The 18,058-nt window shown below is 68.7% G+C and carries 12 protein-coding genes; 6 read left to right on the top strand and 6 right to left on the bottom strand.

Translation table 11 applies throughout. The features are described 5' to 3' along the window. Positions 1-179: 179 nt before the first annotated feature. Both ABDZ92_RS03925 and ABDZ92_RS03920 read right to left on the bottom strand, forming a co-directional pair. Positions 180-7,409, bottom strand: coding sequence for an autotransporter outer membrane beta-barrel domain-containing protein (locus ABDZ92_RS03925; RefSeq protein WP_206432218.1), 7,230 nt, complete (start codon positions 7,407-7,409; stop codon positions 180-182). A 175-nt stretch (positions 7,410-7,584) separates the two neighbouring features. Then, positions 7,585-8,424 (bottom strand): transporter family protein, encoded by an 840-nt coding sequence (locus ABDZ92_RS03920; RefSeq protein ID WP_125961250.1) that lies wholly within the window; start codon positions 8,422-8,424, stop codon positions 7,585-7,587. 329 nt (positions 8,425-8,753) lie between these two features. On the opposite strand from ABDZ92_RS03920, the gene ABDZ92_RS03915 reads away from it, so the two are divergent. From ABDZ92_RS03915 to ABDZ92_RS03890, 6 genes are all read left to right on the top strand, one after another. After that, positions 8,754-10,430 carry a sulfatase family protein gene (locus ABDZ92_RS03915; protein WP_125961248.1) on the top strand — a complete coding sequence of 559 codons (1,677 nt, stop codon included), beginning with the start codon at positions 8,754-8,756 and terminating at the stop codon, positions 10,428-10,430. A gap of 100 nt (positions 10,431-10,530) precedes the next feature. After that, the gene (locus ABDZ92_RS03910; RefSeq protein WP_125961343.1) at positions 10,531-11,028 is read left to right on the top strand and encodes a YciE/YciF ferroxidase family protein; all 498 of its coding nucleotides are present in this window, start codon (positions 10,531-10,533) and stop codon (positions 11,026-11,028) included. Between the two features lie 87 nt (positions 11,029-11,115). Then, positions 11,116-11,583 (top strand): (2Fe-2S)-binding protein, encoded by a 468-nt coding sequence (locus tag ABDZ92_RS03905; protein WP_125961247.1) that lies wholly within the window; start codon positions 11,116-11,118, stop codon positions 11,581-11,583. Further along, positions 11,583-13,922 carry a xanthine dehydrogenase family protein molybdopterin-binding subunit gene (locus ABDZ92_RS03900; protein ID WP_125961245.1) on the top strand — a complete coding sequence of 780 codons (2,340 nt, stop codon included), beginning with the start codon at positions 11,583-11,585 and terminating at the stop codon, positions 13,920-13,922. The genes ABDZ92_RS03905 and ABDZ92_RS03900 overlap by 1 nt, the downstream gene beginning before the upstream one ends. After that, on the top strand, positions 13,919-15,241 hold the full coding sequence (locus ABDZ92_RS03895; RefSeq protein ID WP_125961243.1) for a c-type cytochrome: 1,323 nt from the start codon (positions 13,919-13,921) through the stop codon (positions 15,239-15,241). The genes ABDZ92_RS03900 and ABDZ92_RS03895 overlap by 4 nt, the downstream gene beginning before the upstream one ends. 211 nt (positions 15,242-15,452) lie before the next feature. Next, positions 15,453-15,881 (top strand): hypothetical protein, encoded by a 429-nt coding sequence (locus ABDZ92_RS03890; protein WP_125961241.1) that lies wholly within the window; start codon positions 15,453-15,455, stop codon positions 15,879-15,881. A gap of 132 nt (positions 15,882-16,013) precedes the next feature. Here ABDZ92_RS03890 and ABDZ92_RS03885 read toward each other — a convergent pair whose 3' ends face one another. From ABDZ92_RS03885 to ABDZ92_RS03870, 4 genes are all read right to left on the bottom strand, one after another. Beyond that, positions 16,014-16,319, bottom strand: coding sequence for a hypothetical protein (locus ABDZ92_RS03885; protein WP_125961239.1), 306 nt, complete (start codon positions 16,317-16,319; stop codon positions 16,014-16,016). Positions 16,320-16,399: 80 nt separating this feature from the next. Then, the gene (locus ABDZ92_RS03880) at positions 16,400-16,939 is read right to left on the bottom strand and encodes a hypothetical protein (RefSeq protein WP_125961238.1); all 540 of its coding nucleotides are present in this window, start codon (positions 16,937-16,939) and stop codon (positions 16,400-16,402) included. Positions 16,940-16,952: 13 nt separating this feature from the next. Next, positions 16,953-17,750: an SDR family NAD(P)-dependent oxidoreductase gene (locus ABDZ92_RS03875; protein WP_343761647.1), complete on the bottom strand. Its 798-nt coding sequence runs from the start codon at positions 17,748-17,750 to the stop codon at positions 16,953-16,955. A gap of 76 nt (positions 17,751-17,826) precedes the next feature. After that, positions 17,827-18,003 carry a hypothetical protein gene (locus ABDZ92_RS03870; protein ID WP_164521297.1) on the bottom strand — a complete coding sequence of 59 codons (177 nt, stop codon included), beginning with the start codon at positions 18,001-18,003 and terminating at the stop codon, positions 17,827-17,829. Positions 18,004-18,058 lie beyond the last annotated feature (55 nt).

Genomic DNA, 18,058 nt, shown 5'->3' with positions numbered 1-18,058 from the left:
GATTCTACTGTGATCCACACGTTGGGCGAGTTCGCGCCGCAGCTTGAGCCGCGGCCGCTGCCTGGCTGCTGTTTCTAGATCCCGGCGGGCATCGCTCCGGCGAGCGAAAACGAGCGCGCCTGCACCGCGGCCCGATCAGGCCGCGTGCGGGGCGCCTGTGCTTCGTCGGAGCGTGCGGCTCAAAAATTGAGCCGCACGCCGGCCGAGACCGACTCCTGGTGATCGTCGCTGCCGGTCCGCGACGCGGCGGTCGCAAACAGGTCGACACCGCTTTTCAGGCGATAGGCCGCGCCTGCCGAGGCGGTGCCCACCATCCGCGACCGGGCGGCGCCCAGCGCCTCGAGGCCCATGCCACCGCCCGCATAGCCGCCCAGTGCCTCGGTCCGCAGCCCTTCGATCTGATAGCGAAGGCCGAGTGAAACGAATGGCCGGAACCGCGCCCCCGAATCCTCGCTGCGGCCGAACGCGATCGCGCCGTCGGCAAAGCCGGCGACATGACGATTGCGCGCCACCGCCAGTGCAAAGGGGCTCCCGCCCGCCTCCGCCACGCCGTCCCGCGTCACGCGCAGATAGGTGAGACCGATCTGCGGCGTCACGGCCCAATCGCCGGGTAGCGCGACTTCGTAGCTGGCCCTGAGATCGCCCGTCCAGGCGTGCAGATCGTAGCGCCCGGTGGCAGAGCCGACGGGCAGGGTGCGCGTGGTGGTCGCCTGACCGCCATCGTAGAGAACGGAAGTGCTGAGCCCCAGACCCCCTGCGGTGCGCAGGCGGCCCTGGACGCCCGCGACCACGCCGTCCGCCTTGGTGCGGGCGCCGAGCGCATCGATGGTCTGGCGGTTGTCCCGATACCCGCCGAACGCGCCGACGCTCCAGTGCGCGTCGCCATAGCCGATTCCGCCGAGGAAGCCGTAGCCATGGGTCCGGGCAGCCGAGGTGCCGGCGGTCGGATCCGCGCTCAGCCGATGCCACTGGCCCAGTGCCGAGGCGAAGGTGAAGGCGCGCGGGCCTTCGCCGGTGGCGGCAAAGGAGGGGCCGCGCACCGCATCGACCAGCCCCAGAGCGTTGTCGACGCTCATCTGGGTCGCCGATGCATAGGGTTCCGGCGTCAGGCGGGCGAAGGCCGCGGGATTGGAACCGTCGGTGCTGGTGAGCAGCGCCGGCAGCGCATCGAACAGCGCGCTGTCCGCTCCCTGCACCTCGAGCGTGCGGTTCGCATAGGCGATGCTGCGGCTGACCTGCGGGCTGAAGTCGCCGGTATCGACGAACTGACCCAGGAGGTCGATGCTGTCGGCGCGGTGCACGACGAAGCCGAACAGGTCGCTGGGCTTCAGGATCGTCGCATAGCGGCCGCTGATGCCGTCGGTCGCGGTGACCAGCGTGTAGAACTTGCCGGGACGCAGGGTTCCGATCTTCGTCAGCTGGAGCGTCGCGCCTGGCGCGATCGAGAGGCTGCCGTTGACGACCAGCGTGTCGGAGACGGCCGAGGACAGCTCGAACAGCGAGGTCGACCCGCTGGCGAGCGTGACATCGCCGTTCATCGTCATCGTGCCGGGCGAGGCGCCGGGGCTGAGGGTGCCCGCGACCAGGACATCGCCGTTGATCGTGCCGGCCGAGCCGAAGGTGGCGCTGCGGCCAACCAGGATTTGCGGGGCGGTTAGGACGGAGCCCGCCTGTCCGACGAGGCGGCCGCCGACGAGTTCGACCGCGCTGAGCGAGGCCGTGCCGGCAAGTTGGGCGAAGCCGGCGGTCTGGGTATAGGATTCGATGTTGCGCAGATCGCCGAACGCGATCGGGGCTGCCTGGCTGCCGCCCGAGACGAAGAGACGGTCGTTGCCCGCGCCGCCGTCTACCGACCCGGCAAAGCCGCCGGCAATGGTGAAGCGGTTGTCGCCGCCACCGAACCGGACCTGAGCGTCGCGCAGCGTGCCGTTGGTGGCGATGGCGAGATCGGTGTTGGCGACGATGGCGGCAAGGCTGTGCGTCCCGCTGAGCGACAGCTGGCCGCGGCCCTCCGTCACCAGCATCTCGAAGCCGGTCAGCATGCGGCCGTCAAGCGTGCGCTCGCCCTCCAACTCCAGGGTGGCAGCGTCGGTGCCGCTGCCGCCCGCGACGGTGCCGGCGAGCATGGCACCGGCCGCGAGGCGGAAGCTGTCGTCGCCGGCGCCCAGATCGATCGTGCCACCAAGCGTGCCGCCACGGGTGGCGGTCAGTGCCTGATCGCCGCCGCCGAACGTGAGCGTGTCTCCCGTGCTGCCAAGCGTGCCGGCGACCGTCAGCGCGTCGCCTGCAAGCGAGATGGTCTCGAAATGGACCGCCGTGCCCGCGAGCGTCACCGGGCCTTTCGCGGTGAAGCGCAGGGCATCGTTGCCGCTTCCGCCGTCATAGATGCCCGAGGGGCGCGCGGTATCGAGCGCCAGCGCGTCGTTCCCGCCGCCCAGCGCCACCCGCGCGATGTCGCTCGCCATCGTCAGCGTCTCCGCTGCGTCGGAGCCGTTGACGGAGCCCACGGTATAGCCCCCGAGCGAAAGGTCGAGGCTGGTGCCGGCGAGTGCGATGGAGTCGAAGTTCTGGTCGGCGACAAGGGTGAGCGTCCCGGTGCCTTCCAGGCGGAGCTGCTCGAAGCTGGTGCGCGCGGTGATTCCGCTACGGTCGCCCGCCAGCACTACGGTGTAGAGGTCGGTGCCGGCGCCGCCGTCGACCACTCCCGCGACGCTGCTGCCGAGGCCCTCGACGAACTCGTCCTTGCCGTCGCCCAGCAGGACCGAGCCGGTGATCGCACCGCTGTTGACCACGCGGTCGGCACCGCCTGCCAGCGTCACCGAGCCGGCAATGGTGTCGTTGTTGACGACCGTTTCGTCCGTGTCGCTGCCGGTGATGGCGGTCGCGCCGCTGCTGGTGAGCGTCTCGCCTGCCGCCACTGTGACGGTGCCGCCGCTTACGCCGATGGTGTCGAAGTGGAAGGTGCCGGCATAGGTGACGTTGCCGTTGCCGACCTGGTTGAAGCGTTCGAAATCGACGAACTGGTCGCCATTAACCGTGCCACCGCCGGTCGCGTCGATGATCAGCGTGTCGGTCCCGTCCCCGCCGTTCACCATGCCCTCCAGGATCGCGCTTGCCTGCTGAAGGAAGCTGTCGTCCCCCGCGCCCAGGAAGACGTCCCCGCGAAGGGTGCCGCGGTTCTCGACACTGTCGTTGCCCCCTTCCAGCGCGATCGAGCCGATGATGGTGCCGGTGTTGATGACGCTGTCGGCTGCGTCACCGATCGTCTGGACCGCCCCTGCGAGATAGGTGGTGCCGTTCTGCAGCGCGCGATAGTCATCGTTTGCCAGCGTGCTGCCGGCACCGCCGCGGATCGTTCCCGCATTGGTGAGATCCAGCGCCCCGGCATAGGTGGCAATGGCGGTGGACAGCGGCCCGGTCGCCTCGATCACCCCGCCGCTTGCGTTCGCGATGTCGATGGTCCCGCCTGCATAGGCGCCGACGCTGATGGCCGACGCGGGCACCGTATAGGGCGGGTTGAAATAGCTCGCCTCGTACGCGATGCCGCCTCCATTGGCGCGGATCGTGCCCGAGTTGTTGATGGTGATAGCACTCGACTTGACGCCGGTGTCCGTCAAGCGGGCAAAGGTGCTGATCGACAGCGCGGTGCCACCGGCCATGCCTGCCTCGATGGTGCCGCTGTTGTCGAGGGTGACCGAACTGGTCTCCAGCCTGGCATAGTTGGTGACGGCCAGCGACACGGCAGCGGCGGGATTGTCTCCGGTAGCGGAAATGGTGCCCGCGTTAGTCATCACGATCGCAGGCGCCGGCGCGGGTGCGGTGACTCCCTCCACCGGTTCGCGGCTGATGACCTCGCCATCGATGCCCCCACCGGTGATCTGGCCGCTGTTGGTGATCGCCAGCGTGTCCTGCGCATAGAGGCGGACCGCAAGGTCGTCTCCACTGCTGGCGATGCTGCCGCTGTTGGTGAAGTCGAGCGCGGCCTTCTGGGAGATCGCGACGGCTTGCCCGTCGAACCCGTCGCTGCCGACGGACCCGCTGTTGGCGAAGCGCTGCGTCGCGGCAAAGAAGCCGCCGTCGATCCGGCCCTGGTTGGTGAAGGACGTGAGCAGGACGGCCGGTGCCCACGGGTCGTTGTACATCGACTCGGAATATACGCCGCCTTCGATCGTCGCGGTGTTGACGATCTGACCATCTCCGGAAAGATAGAGTACTTCCGCAACAGGCACATCGCTCTCGATCGTGGCGACGGTGTCCGTGCCAAGCACCTCGACGCCTTGCCCCTCGAAGTTGCGGACGTTCGACATGCCCAAGGTGACGATGCCGCTGGTCGCCAGACCATGGATGTACAGGTCCATGCCCTCACCACCGTCGATGATGCCGCTGACAGCACCTCCGGCGCTGCTCACCACGAAGCGATCGCTCCAATCCCCGAACAGCAGGTCGCCCAGGATCGTGCCACCATCGGCGATATAGGTGCTGCTGAGGTAGGAGCGTGAAGTGTCGCCCGGATAATTGGGCGCGCGATATCCGAGATCGACGGTGCCGGTGATGACGCCGGCATTGCGCAGCACGGCACCGTTGACCTGAACGGCAATGCCGTTGCCGCCGGCGATGGTGCCGCCGGCGAGATTGGTGAGCGTCAACTGCCGATAAAAAGTGTCCGTGCTCGTGACGGCGGGACCGGTTGTCGAGGCGAGCGTGCCGGAGTTGGTCACGCTGACCGGTTCGGACCCAAAGTACGAGCCGACCAGGACGGCGCTGCCATCGACCTTGATCGTGCCGCGATTGTCGAGGCTGCCGCTCGCGAACGTTACGCCGTTCCCCGCCAGCCCGCCCGCCAGCTGCTCGATGGTGCCGGTGTTGACGACGGTCCCGAAGGCCGCGATGCCGTTGCCGCCATCCAGCAGGATCCGGCCTTCGTTGGTCACGCTGGCGCCCTGGAACACGCCCGCCAAGCCATGGCGCATGGGATCGTTGACGGTGATGACGCCCGCGTTGGTGAAGCTGTCCGCCATGGACAGGCTGACCACGCCGCTGGTGTACCAGGAATACGGGTCCGCACCCTCGCCATTGATGGCGAGCGAGCCCCGGCTGACGATCGACAGGCCGTCTGCCACGTTCGGCGCGCCTGGATAGGGGATCGAGGGCACGGACGTCAGTGCGGCCGCAGCGCCCGTCGTCTCGAAAATGTCCGCGTCGAGATCGACGCTGCCGCTGCCGGCGAGCAGCAACGACTGCGTGCGCACCTGGCCGGCTGGCGCCGTGAGCGACAGCGTGGCACCGTTGGCGAGTTGATAGCCGGCGGTGCTGAAGGGGCCTACGGCGCCGGCGGGCAAGGTCGCGCTCGCATCGGCGTTGACCGCATAGCGGAGCGAGGAGGCAGCGCCGGCGGTTACCGTCCCCGAGATGCCGGCGAAGGCGCCAGGCCCGGTGTTGACCAGGTCGGTGACAAGCGTCGCCCCCCCGCCAAGGATCAGGTTGCCGTTGAGCATACCACCCGGCAGCGCCAGGTAGACGAGGTCACTGCCCGGTGAGTCGATGCCGCTGAAGACCACGTCGCCGTTGATGACTCCGGCATTGGCAACGCCGGCGTTGAAGCCGTACGCCGTGATGGCGGGGCCGGTTCCTCCCGACACGACGCCACCCGCGGCGTTGACGAAGAAGCCGTAGGGTCTGACCTGAACGCCGGTTTCGGCCGAGCTGATCGTACCGGAATTGGTGAAGTCGACCCCGATCACCGCACCGAAGGTGGCGCCACGGATGGTACCGCTGTTGCTCCCGGTGTAGCCGGTGTTGCCGTACAGATCGACGCCGATCCCACCTGTCGAGACGATCGTCCCGCTGTTCGTCAGTACCCCGTCGAAGACGTTCACGGCCTTGCCGGTTGCGGTGATGGTACCGCTGTTGTCGATGTCGTTGTACGACATCGACACGCCGGTGCCGCCGTACACGGTCAGGCTGCCGGTGTTGGCAAAGTTGTTATTGCTGAGTTCGACGCCGCCTTCGTAGTTGTCGCCGCGCAACGAAGCGGTGATCGATCCTTCGTTGCGGAACCAGGCGCTGCTGCCGAAGGAATAGCCTAGATCGGTCACGGCCGTCCCGACGAGGTCAATCGTCGCGCGGTTGACCACCGTGCCACGGCCGCCCAGTACCAGTGCGCGCGGCGTCGAAAAACCCGCTTCTAGCGTGGCCGTGACACCGGCGTCTGCAGCCAGCACGAGCTGCTGGAACCCGGTAGCCAGATCGATCGGGGTGGTCACGCTGGTGTCGGTCGCGAATTGCACGCGCTGGGTGTTTTCGCCGCCACCGCCGCCGATGGTGCCGCTGAAACCGGTCGCCAGGGTGCGGCTGCCGACGTACCGCGAGATCAACGTGTCGTCGCCATCCCCGAGGGTGAGCGAGCCGTCGACTCGCCCAGCCGTGGAATCGATCGTGTTCGAATCCCAGCCGCCAATGATGTCGCCAATGATGGTGCCGGCGTTGACGAGATCGAGCGACGTCGCGGCGGTGATGCTGCCGGTGATCCGGCCCCCCGCTTCGTTGATGACGCGCACCGTTCCGCCCGACAAGGCGCCGCCCGCGCCGGAATTCTCGATCGTGCCGGCGTTCTCGACGGTCAAGTAATAGGCGTCGCCGCCGGAGATAGTCGCCCCCGTCGAGGCGGAACGGATCGTGGCACCGGCACTGTTCGTCACATCCGCATAGTTGGTTTCGAGCGCGCTGCGGCTGCCGCCGTCGATGCTGCCCGCGTTCGAAAGGGTTTCGACAGGACCCAGAATGCCACCGACGATGCGGCCGCTCGCCCGGTTGGTGATGGTGGAGAACTGGGTAAGCTGCGCCGGATAGCCGTTCTCAGTCGAGATCACGTTACCGAGCAGGGCGACGCCGCCCGTTCCGATCAGCGTGCCGGAATTGTTCACCGTAGCGACGACCGTCCCGTCTGCGTTTCCGGGGGATTGAACGAGCGCAAGGGCAGTGGTGCCCGTGACGCTGGCACCTTCGCCGAGCGTCAGCGTCACCTCTTGGCGGCTATAGTAGGTGTCGGAGGTTGGCGTTCCCGACGCGACCACAATCGCATCGTGTCCGGAGGCGGAAACGCTGCCGAGAACGTCGATCGACACCGTCTGAGAGAAGCCGCCGCTGACAGGCACGTCGACGGCGATCGCGGAGGCGTTCGTGTTGGATACCGCGGCCCCGGTTTCTACCCGCACGCCGGTCCCCGGCGTGGTCACGCGGATGCCGTCGCTGTCCGTACCGGTGCAGACGGTGGTTTCGTTCGCGGCGGTCGGCTCCGGCGCGCATTGCGCTTGTGCGGCGGCCGGCAGCAAGAAGCCCAAAGCAAGCGTGCTGGTGCCAAGCGCGAAAGACACACGGCGGCTGCGCGCCCGCGACACGTAACGGATCATGTTGACATCCCCCCAAGCGGCATCGCCGCATGGCGGGTATTATGACATCTCGTTTCTCTGTCCAGTACTTGTGCCTGATGGAACAGGCGCTGGCTGAGAACTTTGGCCGTACTTGGGGTTCTGCGTCGAGGGCGGCACTACCGCACAATTCGGACGCCGCGACGCGCTGACGGACTCAGCGTTTCTGAGGAAAGAGCAGAACGGCGCCGATCCTGAGGCCGAAATCGGACCCGCCCGTCGGGCTTTCCAACCAGTATTTGCCGCCGATCGACATGCTCAGCGCCTGCTCGCCGATCTTGAGCACCTTGGAATAGGAAAGCGAGACCGGCAGCTCCCACTGCTTGTGTTTCCAGTCGTAGCCGACGTCGACGTTGGTCGAGATCGTGCGGCCTTGCCCGATGTGCCAGGCGACGAAGGGCTGCACTTCGGTGGCGCTGATATCCTCGCGGTCGTCCTTGCCCGCGATCGACCAGAGGTGATCGGCGGAGAGGCCGAAGGTCATCGTCGCGCTCTGCCTCAGCAGCAATACCGACGGCCCCATCGCAAGCTTGCCCGAGCCGAGCTTGCTGCTGGTGGCGGTGGGCAGGCTGACCTGCGGGCCGACCGCCCAGATGAACCCCTTGTGGCCCGCCGGCGTGAAGGAGATCGTCTGGTGGATGTCGCCCAGCCCGAAGACGCCCCCGCGCGGCCCCGCCGGATCGGCATAGGCGAGCGGGAAGTCGGTGTGCGAGATGAGGTTCCAGTTCGGGGTGAGCCGGAACGGCAGCACCGGCTCCACGTCCAGCAGATAGTGCTGGGAGTTGCCGGTGTCGTCGCCGCCGATGCTGAGTTCCGAATGGACCGGAACGCTGATCATGAAGGACGCGGGATTCGAGACCCTGCGGGCCAGTTCGTCGATGTCGGTGGAGGGGTGGTCCTGGTCCTGATCCTGCGCGTGGGCCGCGGTGCAGCCCAGCGTCGCCAGCGCCGCGGCGGCGACCATCGAACCGAGCCAGGATGCGCAATGCAGCGTCACGATGCAACTCCACCCGCAGGGTCGAAGAGGCGCGGCGCAGGTCGCCGGCCCGGACGGCATCGGGTGTATCGCGGCGCGTTCCGGCCTGGCTAGCTGGGGGTTGCTCGCCCGACATTTGGTGGAAACACCCGATAACCGGGGCCGCCCGGCTGCTTCAGCTTCGCACCGCCTCCGTCGCGCGGGGCAGCCGCCTCGGCTGGCCGGGGCGTGCCTGGTACACAATAAACCACCGGCGAGGCGGCGGAACGAAGGCGCCGCCTTGCGGTGGATCTTCTTTCCCCGGGCGCCGCTCCGCCAGCTGGGAGCGTGCCCCTGGCATCGGAGCGCCCATGACGATCCATCCGCCCGCCTCGCCTCCCAGCGGCTACAACATCCTGCTGGTGGTGGTCGATCAGGAGCGGCATTTCGGCCGCTATCCCTTCCCCGTGCCGGCGCGCGAGCGGCTGATCCGCGAGGGCACCAGCTTCAACCGGCACCAGAACTGCTCCAACGTCTGCACGTCCTCCCGCTCCGTGCTCTACACGGGGTGGCACATGCCGGTGACGGGCATGTTCGACAACTTCGGCCTGCCGTGGATGACCAACGACCTCGATCCGGCGCTCGGCACGCTGGGGTCGATGATGCGGCAGGCGGGCTATTACGCCGTCTACAAGGGCAAATGGCACCTGACCGCCGCGTTCGAAGGGGGCATCCACACCGAACCCCGGCTCGCCCAGGTGATGGAGCGGTACGGGTTCAGCGACTATCACGGCATCGGCGATGCGATCGGCTGGTCGCAAGGCGGCTATCTGTACGACGAGATCATCGCCGCCCAGACGGTGAACTGGCTTCGCGGCACCGGCCAGTCGCTGCGCCGGGCGGGGCGCAACTGGTTCCTCGCGCTCAACCTGGTCAATCCGCACGACGTCATGTTCATCGACACCGACCGGCCGGACGAGCAGGTCCAGTGGACGGGCGCGATCAACGAGGGCGGCGTCTCGATGAACCCGGCGCAACCGCCGGAGAACGAGCTCTACAAGGCGGAGTGGGCCGACGTCCCGCTGCCCGCCAACCGCCACCAGCGGTTCGACGAGCCGGGGCGTCCGCAGGCCCATGCGGAGTACCAGCGCGCCCGCGCGGCGCTGGTCGGCGACTTTGCGGACGAGGATCGCCGCTGGCGCAAGCTGCAGGACTATTATTTCAATTGCATCCGCGACAGCGACCGTCACGTGCAGCGCGTGCTGGACGAGCTCGACAGCCTGGGGCTCACGGAGAGCACCATCGTGGTCTTCACCTCCGACCACGGCGAACTCGGCGGCTCGCATGGCATGCATGGCAAGGGATCGTCGGTGTACCGCGAGCAGATCAACGTGCCGATGATCGTGGCACACCCGGCCTATCCGGGCGGATCGGCATGCGAGGCGCTGACCTGCCATCTGGACGTGGCGCCGACGCTGCTGGCCTTGACCGGCCTTGCCGCCGAGCAGCGTGACGCCATCCTGGGCAAGCGGCAGGGCGTGGATTTCTCCCCGCTCCTGTCGCAACCGGAAGCCGCGCCCGTCGACGCGATCCGAGAGGACAGCCTCTACTGCTTCAGCATGTTCACCTATGCCGACGGCGATTACCTCGGGAAAGTCCAGGCGATCCGGCGAAGTGACGCGCTGACGGCGGAGGGGAAGCAGCTGGCGATCGGCAAGGTGCCGATGGACCTGACCAAACGATCCGGTATCCGCTGCCTCTACGACGGCCGGTACAAGTTCGCGCGCTACTTCTCCCTGCGCCAGCACAATCTCCCGGAGACGGTCGAGGCGCTGACGTCCTACAACGACCTGGAGCTGTTCGACACGGTCGAGGACCCGGGGGAACTGCGCAACCTGGCGGCGGACGGCGACGCCAATCTGGACCTGATCGAGGCGCTGAACGCGAAGCTGAACGCGATCATCGCGCGCGAGATCGGCCGCGACGACGGCAGTTTCCTGCCCATGAGCGGCCTGCAGAGCTGGGATGTCCGGCTGGTGATCGAGTGAGGGTTGCCGTGCGTCACCTGCGGATCACCGCCTCACGGGGCGGAGCAGGAACCTTCCCGGGGTCGTGCGGTTTCAGTCGGACCAGCTGGAGGACCAAGCCGTGGCGCAAAAGACCCTGGACACCCTGTTTCACGACACGCTCAAGGACATCTACTACGCCGAGCGCAAGATCCTGAAGTCGCTGCCCAAGATGAAGCGGGCGGCGCAGTCGGAGGCGCTCAAGGCCGCGTTCGAGAAGCACAAGGAGCAGACCGAAGGCCAGATCGAGCGCCTGCAGCAGGTGTTCGAGATCATCGGCAAGGCCCCGCGCGGCAAGACCTGCGACGCGATCGAGGGCATCCTGGCCGAGGGCGAGGAGATCATGGAGGAGTATAAGGATACTCCGGCGCTGGACGCGGGGCTGCTGGCGGCGGCCCAGGCCGTCGAGCATTACGAGATCACCCGCTATGGCACGCTCAAGCGCTGGGCCGGCGTGCTCGGCCTGAAGGATGCCGTGGCGCTGCTCGACGAGACGCTGCAGGAAGAATCGCAGACCGACGAGGATCTGACCGCGATCGCCGACGCCGAGATCAACCAAGAGGCGTTGCAGGAAGGCTGACCTGGGTTGTTGCACGGCGCGGAAGCGCGGGCGTAGCGCTCGCCGCATTGCGTGCCGCGGAACAGGCGGCGCGATGCGGAGACACGAGTGACGACGATCCTGATCAATGGCGAGGCCCGCGAGGTCGACGTGCCGCCCGACATGCCGCTGCTGTGGGTGCTGCGCGACGTGGTCGGCCTTACCGGCACCAAGTTCGGCTGCGGCATCGCCCAGTGCGGCGCCTGCACGGTGCATGTCGACGGCAAGCCGGCACGCAGCTGCGTGCTGCCGGTCTCCGCCGTCGGCAACCGCGCCGTCACCACCGTCGAGGCGGTGGGCGAGACCGAGATCGGCCGCAAGGTGCAAGAGGCGTGGCTGGGCGTCGAGGTCGTCCAGTGCGGCTATTGCCAGTCGGGCCAGATCATGTCGGCAGCGGCGCTGCTGGGGCGCAACCCGGCGCCCGACGATGCCGCGATCGACGCCGCCATGTCGGGCAACATCTGCCGCTGCGCCACCTATCCCCGCATCCGCGCCGCCATCAAGCGCGCGGCCGGGCTGCCGGCGGAGACCGTCTGATGCACGGACCGATCGGCCGGCCCGCCTATGGCGTGCTGGAGCCCGAGGACCTGAGCGTCGCCTCGCGCCGCCGGTTCCTGAAGGCGGGCACGTTCATGTTCGGCTTCGCCGTGCTGGGGCGCGCGGGCAAGGCGGCGGCGCAGAGCCAGGGCGAGGAGCCCTCGCTGCGCGCGATCACGCCGGGCGGGCCGGAAAGCGGCGCCGCCTTCGACGGCTTCGCGCCGGGCGGCTTCATCCGCATCCCGCCCGAGGGCAAGATCACCTTCATCATCCCGTCGACCGAGATGGGGCAGGGCATCTACACCGGCGAGGCGATGCTGCTGGCCGAGGAACTGGAAGTCACGCTCGAGCAGGTGGAGGTGGTGCCGGCACCGCCCAACGAGCTGCTCTACAGCCAGCCGATCCTGAAGAGCCAGGCGACGGGCGGATCGACCTCCACCCGCGGCGCCTGGGGTCCGCTGCGGCAGGCGGGTGCGGCCGCGCGCACCATGTTGATCGCGGCCGCCGCCCAGCGTTGGAACGTCGCGCCCGACACCTGCTTTGCCGACCAGGGCCGCGTCTATTGCCGCGCCAACGGCCAGTCGCTGCCTTATGGCGCGCTGGTGCAGGCGGTGCGCAACCAGCCGGTGCCCAAGAACGTGCCGCTCAAGCAGCCGGGCCAGTTCAAGCTGATCGGGCGATCGCTGCAGCGGGTGGACACGCCGTCCAAGGTCAACGGCACGGCGGTGTTCGGCATCGACGTGAAGGTGCCGGACATGAAGGTGGCGGTGATGGAGATCTGCCCCGCCCAAGGCGGCCGGCTCCGATCGATGGAGGACCGCGGCGCGCGCACCGTACCGGGCGTGGTCGACGTGCTGCGCATCGACAATGCGGTGGCGGTGGTCGCCGACCATTTCTGGGCGGCCAAGAAGGGGCTGGAGCAGCTGGAGCTGCGCTGGGACTTCGCCGGCCACGAGAAGGTGTCGAGCGAGCGGATCCTCGCCGACCTGAAGCATGCGTCCGAGAACGGCAAGCCGATCCTGGGCCGCGAGCTGGGCGATGCCGACGAGGCGATGGACGACGCGCACAGCCGGGTGGAGGCGGTGTACGAGCTGCCGTTCCTGGCGCACGCCACCATGGAGCCGATGAACACGACGGTGCATGTGCGCCCGGACGGTTGCGACATCTGGGTCGGCACCCAGGCGCCGACCGCGGTGCAGGGTGCGGCCGCCAAGGTACTGGGCATCCCGCCCGAGCGGGTGATGGTGCACAACCACCTGATCGGCGGCGGCTTCGGCCGGCGGCTGGTGGCCGAAAGCGTCACCCAGGCGGTGCAGTTCGCGCGCCAGGTGCCCTATCCGCTCAAGGTGGTGCAGACGCGCGAGCAGGACATCCGCCACGACCTGTTCCGCCCGGCCTATTACGACCGCATCGCCGCAGGGCTCGGCCCGGACGGGCTGGTCAAGGTGATGACCGACCGGATCACCGGCGGATCGGTGCTGGGCAGCTACCTGCCGACCGGCCTTCCCGACGGGACGCTCGACACAGACGCGGTCGAGGGCGCGGACCGGACGCCTTATTCGATCCCGGCGGTACGCGTGGACTGGATCCGGCGCGACCCGCCGATCAAGGTCAACTGGTGGCGCGGCGTGGGCCCGGCCCACAACGTCCATGTGGTCGAGAGCTTCCTGGACGAATGCGCGCATTCGGTGGGGCGCGATCCGGTGGAATATCGGCTGGCGATGCTGAAGGACAATCCGCGCTCGCACCGGGTGCTGGAGATGGCGGCGCGCCGGGCCGGCTGGGGCAAGCCGCTGCCGCCGCGTACCGGCCGCGGCGTATCGCTGCACGACAGCTTCGGCAGCCACCTGGCATTGGTGTGCGAGGCGCATGTGACCCCGGCGGGCGAGGTGCGGCTGCGCCGGCTGGTGGCGGTGATCGACTGCGGCCAGGTGGTGAACCCCAACAGCGTCCAGGCGCAGATCGAGGGCGGCGTGCTGTTCGGCCTTTCGGCGGCGCTCTACAATGCGATCACCATCAAGGAAGGCCAGGTCGAACAGAGCAACTTCAACGACTATCGCCAGCTGCGCATCAACGAGACGCCGCCGTTCGAGGTGCACATCGTCCAGAGCACCGACGATCCCGGCGGCGTGGGCGAGGCGGGCACCGTGTCGGCAGCGCCCGCGCTCGCCAATGCGATCTTCGCGGCGACCGGCATCCGGCTGCGGCGGCTGCCGATCGACCGTGCGGCGCTGATGGAGAAGGACGCGCACAACCGCGTGATCGCGCCGCCCGCGGTGGCGCTGGGGCTGGGCGCGGCAGCGCTCGCCTGGGGTAGCGACACGGGAGGCGCGGCATGAAGGGCTCTCGCCTCAGGCGCTTCGGCCTGATCGCGCTGGCCGTTGCCGGCCTGCTGCTGGTGGCTGCGATCGCCTTCTTCGCCTGGCCCGCCAAGCTGGAGGCGGTGGCGCCGAGCCCCGCCCAGCCGACCGGCCGCGCGCTCGTGGAGAAGGGGCGCTACCTCGCCACCGCGGCGGATTGTGTCGCCTGCCACTCGACGCCCAATGGCGAGCCCTTTGCCGGCGGCCTGGCGTTCAAGCTGCCGTTCGGCACCATCTATTCGTCGAACATCACGCCCGATCCCAAGAACGGCATCGGCGCGTGGAGCGATGCGGAGTTCGTGCGCGCGGTGCGGCACGGCGTGCGCAACGACGGGCAGCAGCTGTATCCGGCGTTTCCCTACACCGCCTATACCCACATGAGCACCGACGACGTGCTCGCGATCCGCGCGTACCTCAACACGCTGCGGCCGGTGAACCAGGCGGTGGCGGTCAACCAGCTCTCCTTCCCGTTCAACCAGCGCTATCTGATGCGCGCGTGGAAGCTGCTGTTCATGCCCAAGCAGCCGCTGCGGCCGGACCCGAACCAGTCGGCCGAATGGAACCGGGGCGCCTATCTGGTGGAGGGCGCCGGGCACTGCGCCGAGTGCCACACGCCGCGCAACCTGCTGTATGGCCTCAAGAGCGGGCAGAAGTTCGCGGGTGCGACGACCCAGGGGTGGAAGGCGTACAACCTCACCAGCGATCCTGAGACGGGGATCGGCGACTGGTCGGTGGAAGAGATCACGCGCTACCTGGCGACCGGGCACACGCCGGGCCGCGGGGCTGCGGCCGGATCGATGGGGGAGGCGGTGAGCCTGAGTCTGAGCCGGCTGACGCCGCAGGACCTGCGCGCGATGGCGGTGTATCTGAAGACCATTCCGCCCAAGCCCGGCACGCCGGGGTCGAAGGTCGACCCGAACCCGCCGCTGATGGCCGCTTCCACGCCGTTCGCGCCGGCACGCGCGGAAGTGGGTCCGGACGCCGTCGGCCTGCGCATCTTCGAAGGCGCCTGCGCCAGCTGCCACGGCTGGGACGGTTCCGGGACGCACAGCCCCTATGGCGCGCTGCGCGGGGCGCAGACGGTGAACGATCCGGAGGCGACCAACCTGGTCCAGGTGATTCTCCACGGTTCGGAGATCCGGACGCCGCAGGGCGGCGCGTCGATGCCGTCGTTCGGCCGCGCCTATGACGATGCCGAGATCGCGGCGGTGGCGAACTATGTGCTGCGCCACTTCGGCGGCAAGGCAGCGACCGTGACGCCCGAGCGCGTGGCCAAGGCCCGGCGCGAAGGGGAGTAGCGACGCCGGACGATGCGGGATCAGGGGGGTGGGGCTCGTTCCTGCCCCCTTTTTGCCGTGAAGGCAGGATTCGAGTGGGGCGCGGCTCGCTCTTGCCGAGGATGAAGCCGAGCATCTGTACGGATCGACCACCCCAGGCCATAGATCATACGGTCTGCGTGCGGTTGGGGGGAAGACGGTGCGGCGCTTGCTTCGACGATCGGATCAAGAGTTGGCGGAGGAGGTCAGCCAGGAACGGCCGGCCGAGGTGTCGCCGGATCTGGCCTATGAGCTCCAGTCCAAATTGCTGGACCAGCTTGCGACCGTCAGCGTGGCCGGAGCGGGACTGGCCATCACGCTGATCGGAAGCCTGCTCCAAGGGGCGCCGGGGTCGGTGTGGATTTCGGTGGTCTTCTTCGGCTTGGCGGCATTGACCGCGGTCGGCGGCAACGTCCGGCTGATCGACGGGATCTTCCATCGCAAGGCTGTCCTGCGCCGCAGCAGGTTGGACGTTCAGGTCGCGATGGCGATGATCGGTGCCGCTGCCGGATTCCTCAGCATGGAGATCTACTCGCAGTCGAGCCGGTCCCCGGAGCGTGCGCAGGCGGCGCAGCAAGCGACCGCGCCGGCATCTGGAGATGCTTCGAGGCCGCGCCCGTAACGAACAAAGAAAAGGCCAGCGCGTCCGGGAAGAAGCGCTGGCCCGAGGGGTTCGGTGGGGGCCGAAAGGGGTACGTCGCCCGGGAAGAGCGGGGTCTTCCCCGGCATTGCGTGTTCTTCGCGGCGGCGCCGATCAGGCGATCCGGTCGGGATCGTCCTCCGGCGCTTCGGGCGGCAGGTTGCGTGCGTCCGTCTCGGGCGTGCCCGCCTCCGACGCCTGCGGCGCGCGCTGGCCGGTGCCCCGGGCCTCGGCGAAGCTGGTGCCGGAGCTTTCCTCCACCACGATCGCGCCGTCCTCGGTCGCCACGGTGCGGCGCTGTTCCGGGTGCCCGGCCGAGGGATCGCCACCGCGCTCGCCGCGGAAGCCCGAGACGCCCTGCGCCTGCTGGTCCGAATTGCCCTCGCGATCCAGGGGGATGCCGGTTCTCTTGTCGGTCACGGATGTGCGCTCCACTTCGATCTTCGGCAGACCAACCACGCGGCGGCGGTGCTGTTCCCGGCTACCCGACGAAAAGCGCGTCAGCCGCGCCAATCGCGGATGGCGCGATCGTAGCGATCGCGTTCCTGGTCCCGCAGGCGTTCGAGGCGTGCCTGCTCGGCCGCCTGGCGCTTTTCCAGCGCGCGGCGTTCGCGCGCGAGCTCGGCTTCGCGCCGGGCGAGCGCTTCCTGCTCCTCGGCGTGGCGCGCCTGCGCGTCCGCGAGTGCCTGCTCCGCCTCGTGCAGCGGTGTGCGGTCCGGCTTGGGCTTCGGCTTCGGCTTGGCGTTGCGGGCGGGCTTTTCCGCCTCCGGCGCCGCGCGCGGACGGCGGGGCGGGTCCTTGGGGAGGGCAGCGATCTGCTCGGCGGTGGTGCCGCGCAGGCGGCGGATGACCGTGCCGGGGTTCGCCAGCGGCTCGCGGGTGAGCTCGGGATCCTCGACCCGTTCGGCGACGCCGCGCGCGAACAGGTCGTGGTCGCTGCCCCAGGCCCCCAGCGCCGCCTTCTGGCTCGGAGCGGCGACATAGGCGTCGTGGAAGCCGATCGGCGTGCGGAACACCTTCAGCCGGGCGCTGCGGGCCATGGGCGCGCCGCGCTCAGTCGGCGGAGCCCGGCTCGGAGAGGCCGCGGTGGGCCTGCGCGGCCGCCCGGTCCGGCAGCGCGTCGGCGATCGCGCTCAGCACCTTGTTCTTGAGCGTCGGCAGCACCTTGTCCTTGCCGGCCATCAGCGCATCGAACCCCGCCTTGGCGACGACGGCAGGATCGTCCTTGTTCGCCTGACCGGCGCGGGTGTCGTCCATGTCGGCGCGGTGGAAGAAGTTGGTTTCCGTCATGCTCGGCATCAGCACGGTGACGGTGATGCCCGTGTCCTTCAGCTCGTTGCGCAGCGCTTCCCCGAACCAGCGCAGGAAGACCTTGGTGCCGCCGTACACGGCCTCGAACGGATCGGGCATGGTCGCGGAGATGGACGAGGTGAAGAGCAGCTTGCCGCTGTCGCGCGCGACCATGTCCTTGAGCACGAGCTTGGTGAGCTGCACCGCGCCGCGGACGTTGAGGTCGATCATCTGGAGCTCGGTCTGGAGGTCGGTCTCCACGAACGGACCGCCCAGGCCGATGCCGGCGTTGACGCAGAGCACGTCGACCGGGCGGCCGGTGGCGACGATGGCGCGATACAGGGCGTCGACCGCCTGTTCCTGGCCGAGATCGCCGGCGTGGATGTCGACATGCGCACCGGTGCCGGCGAGTTCGGCCGCGGCGGCGCGCAGATGAGCCTCGTCCTGGGCGGCGATCAGCAGGTCGTAGCCGTTTTCGCCGAACTGGCGGGCGAGTTCGAGGCCGATGCCGTTGGAGCCGCCGGTCACGACGGCGAAGGGGCGGGGGGCGGTGTCTGTCATCGGTCGGTGTCCTTGATGCGGGGCGCATCCAGGAACGGGCGAGGGGGCGAAAGGCTGCGCACCCCGTCGGCGGGCGCTAGCGACGGCGGCCGATCTTCACCAGCGCATAGCCCATGACGCCGCTGATCGCGATCGCCACGACCAGCCCCGCGACCGCTCCCCAGGTCGCGCCATCCGGCCCGGCGAGGAGGCCGCCGAGCACCAGCCCGAGCAGCGGCAGCACGACGAGCGACAGGCATCCGACCGCAATCATGCGCCGGGCATAGGCCGGGGAAGGAGCGCGGCCAAGCGGGGCGGCGGCAGGGGGA

The organism is Sphingomonas molluscorum, assembly GCF_039522995.1.
GTDB lineage: Bacteria > Pseudomonadota > Alphaproteobacteria > Sphingomonadales > Sphingomonadaceae > Sphingomonas > Sphingomonas molluscorum.
The sequence above is the reverse complement of the archived record's forward strand: the minus strand, read 5'-3'. Positions and strand labels throughout refer to the sequence as shown.

Excerpts from the sequence above, each read along its gene's own strand:
- ABDZ92_RS03925 (WP_206432218.1), bottom strand. The coding sequence starts at position 7,409 with ATGATCCGTTACGTGTCGCGGGCGCGCAGCCGCCGTGTGTCTTTCGCG.
- ABDZ92_RS03915 (WP_125961248.1), top strand. The coding sequence starts at position 8,754 with ATGACGATCCATCCGCCCGCCTCGCCTCCCAGCGGCTACAACATCCTG.
- ABDZ92_RS03900 (WP_125961245.1), top strand. The coding sequence starts at position 11,583 with ATGCACGGACCGATCGGCCGGCCCGCCTATGGCGTGCTGGAGCCCGAG.
- ABDZ92_RS03895 (WP_125961243.1), top strand. The coding sequence starts at position 13,919 with ATGAAGGGCTCTCGCCTCAGGCGCTTCGGCCTGATCGCGCTGGCCGTT.
- ABDZ92_RS03880 (WP_125961238.1), bottom strand. The coding sequence starts at position 16,939 with ATGGCCCGCAGCGCCCGGCTGAAGGTGTTCCGCACGCCGATCGGCTTC.
- ABDZ92_RS03875 (WP_343761647.1), bottom strand. The coding sequence starts at position 17,750 with ATGACAGACACCGCCCCCCGCCCCTTCGCCGTCGTGACCGGCGGCTCC.
- ABDZ92_RS03870 (WP_164521297.1), bottom strand. The coding sequence starts at position 18,003 with ATGATTGCGGTCGGATGCCTGTCGCTCGTCGTGCTGCCGCTGCTCGGG.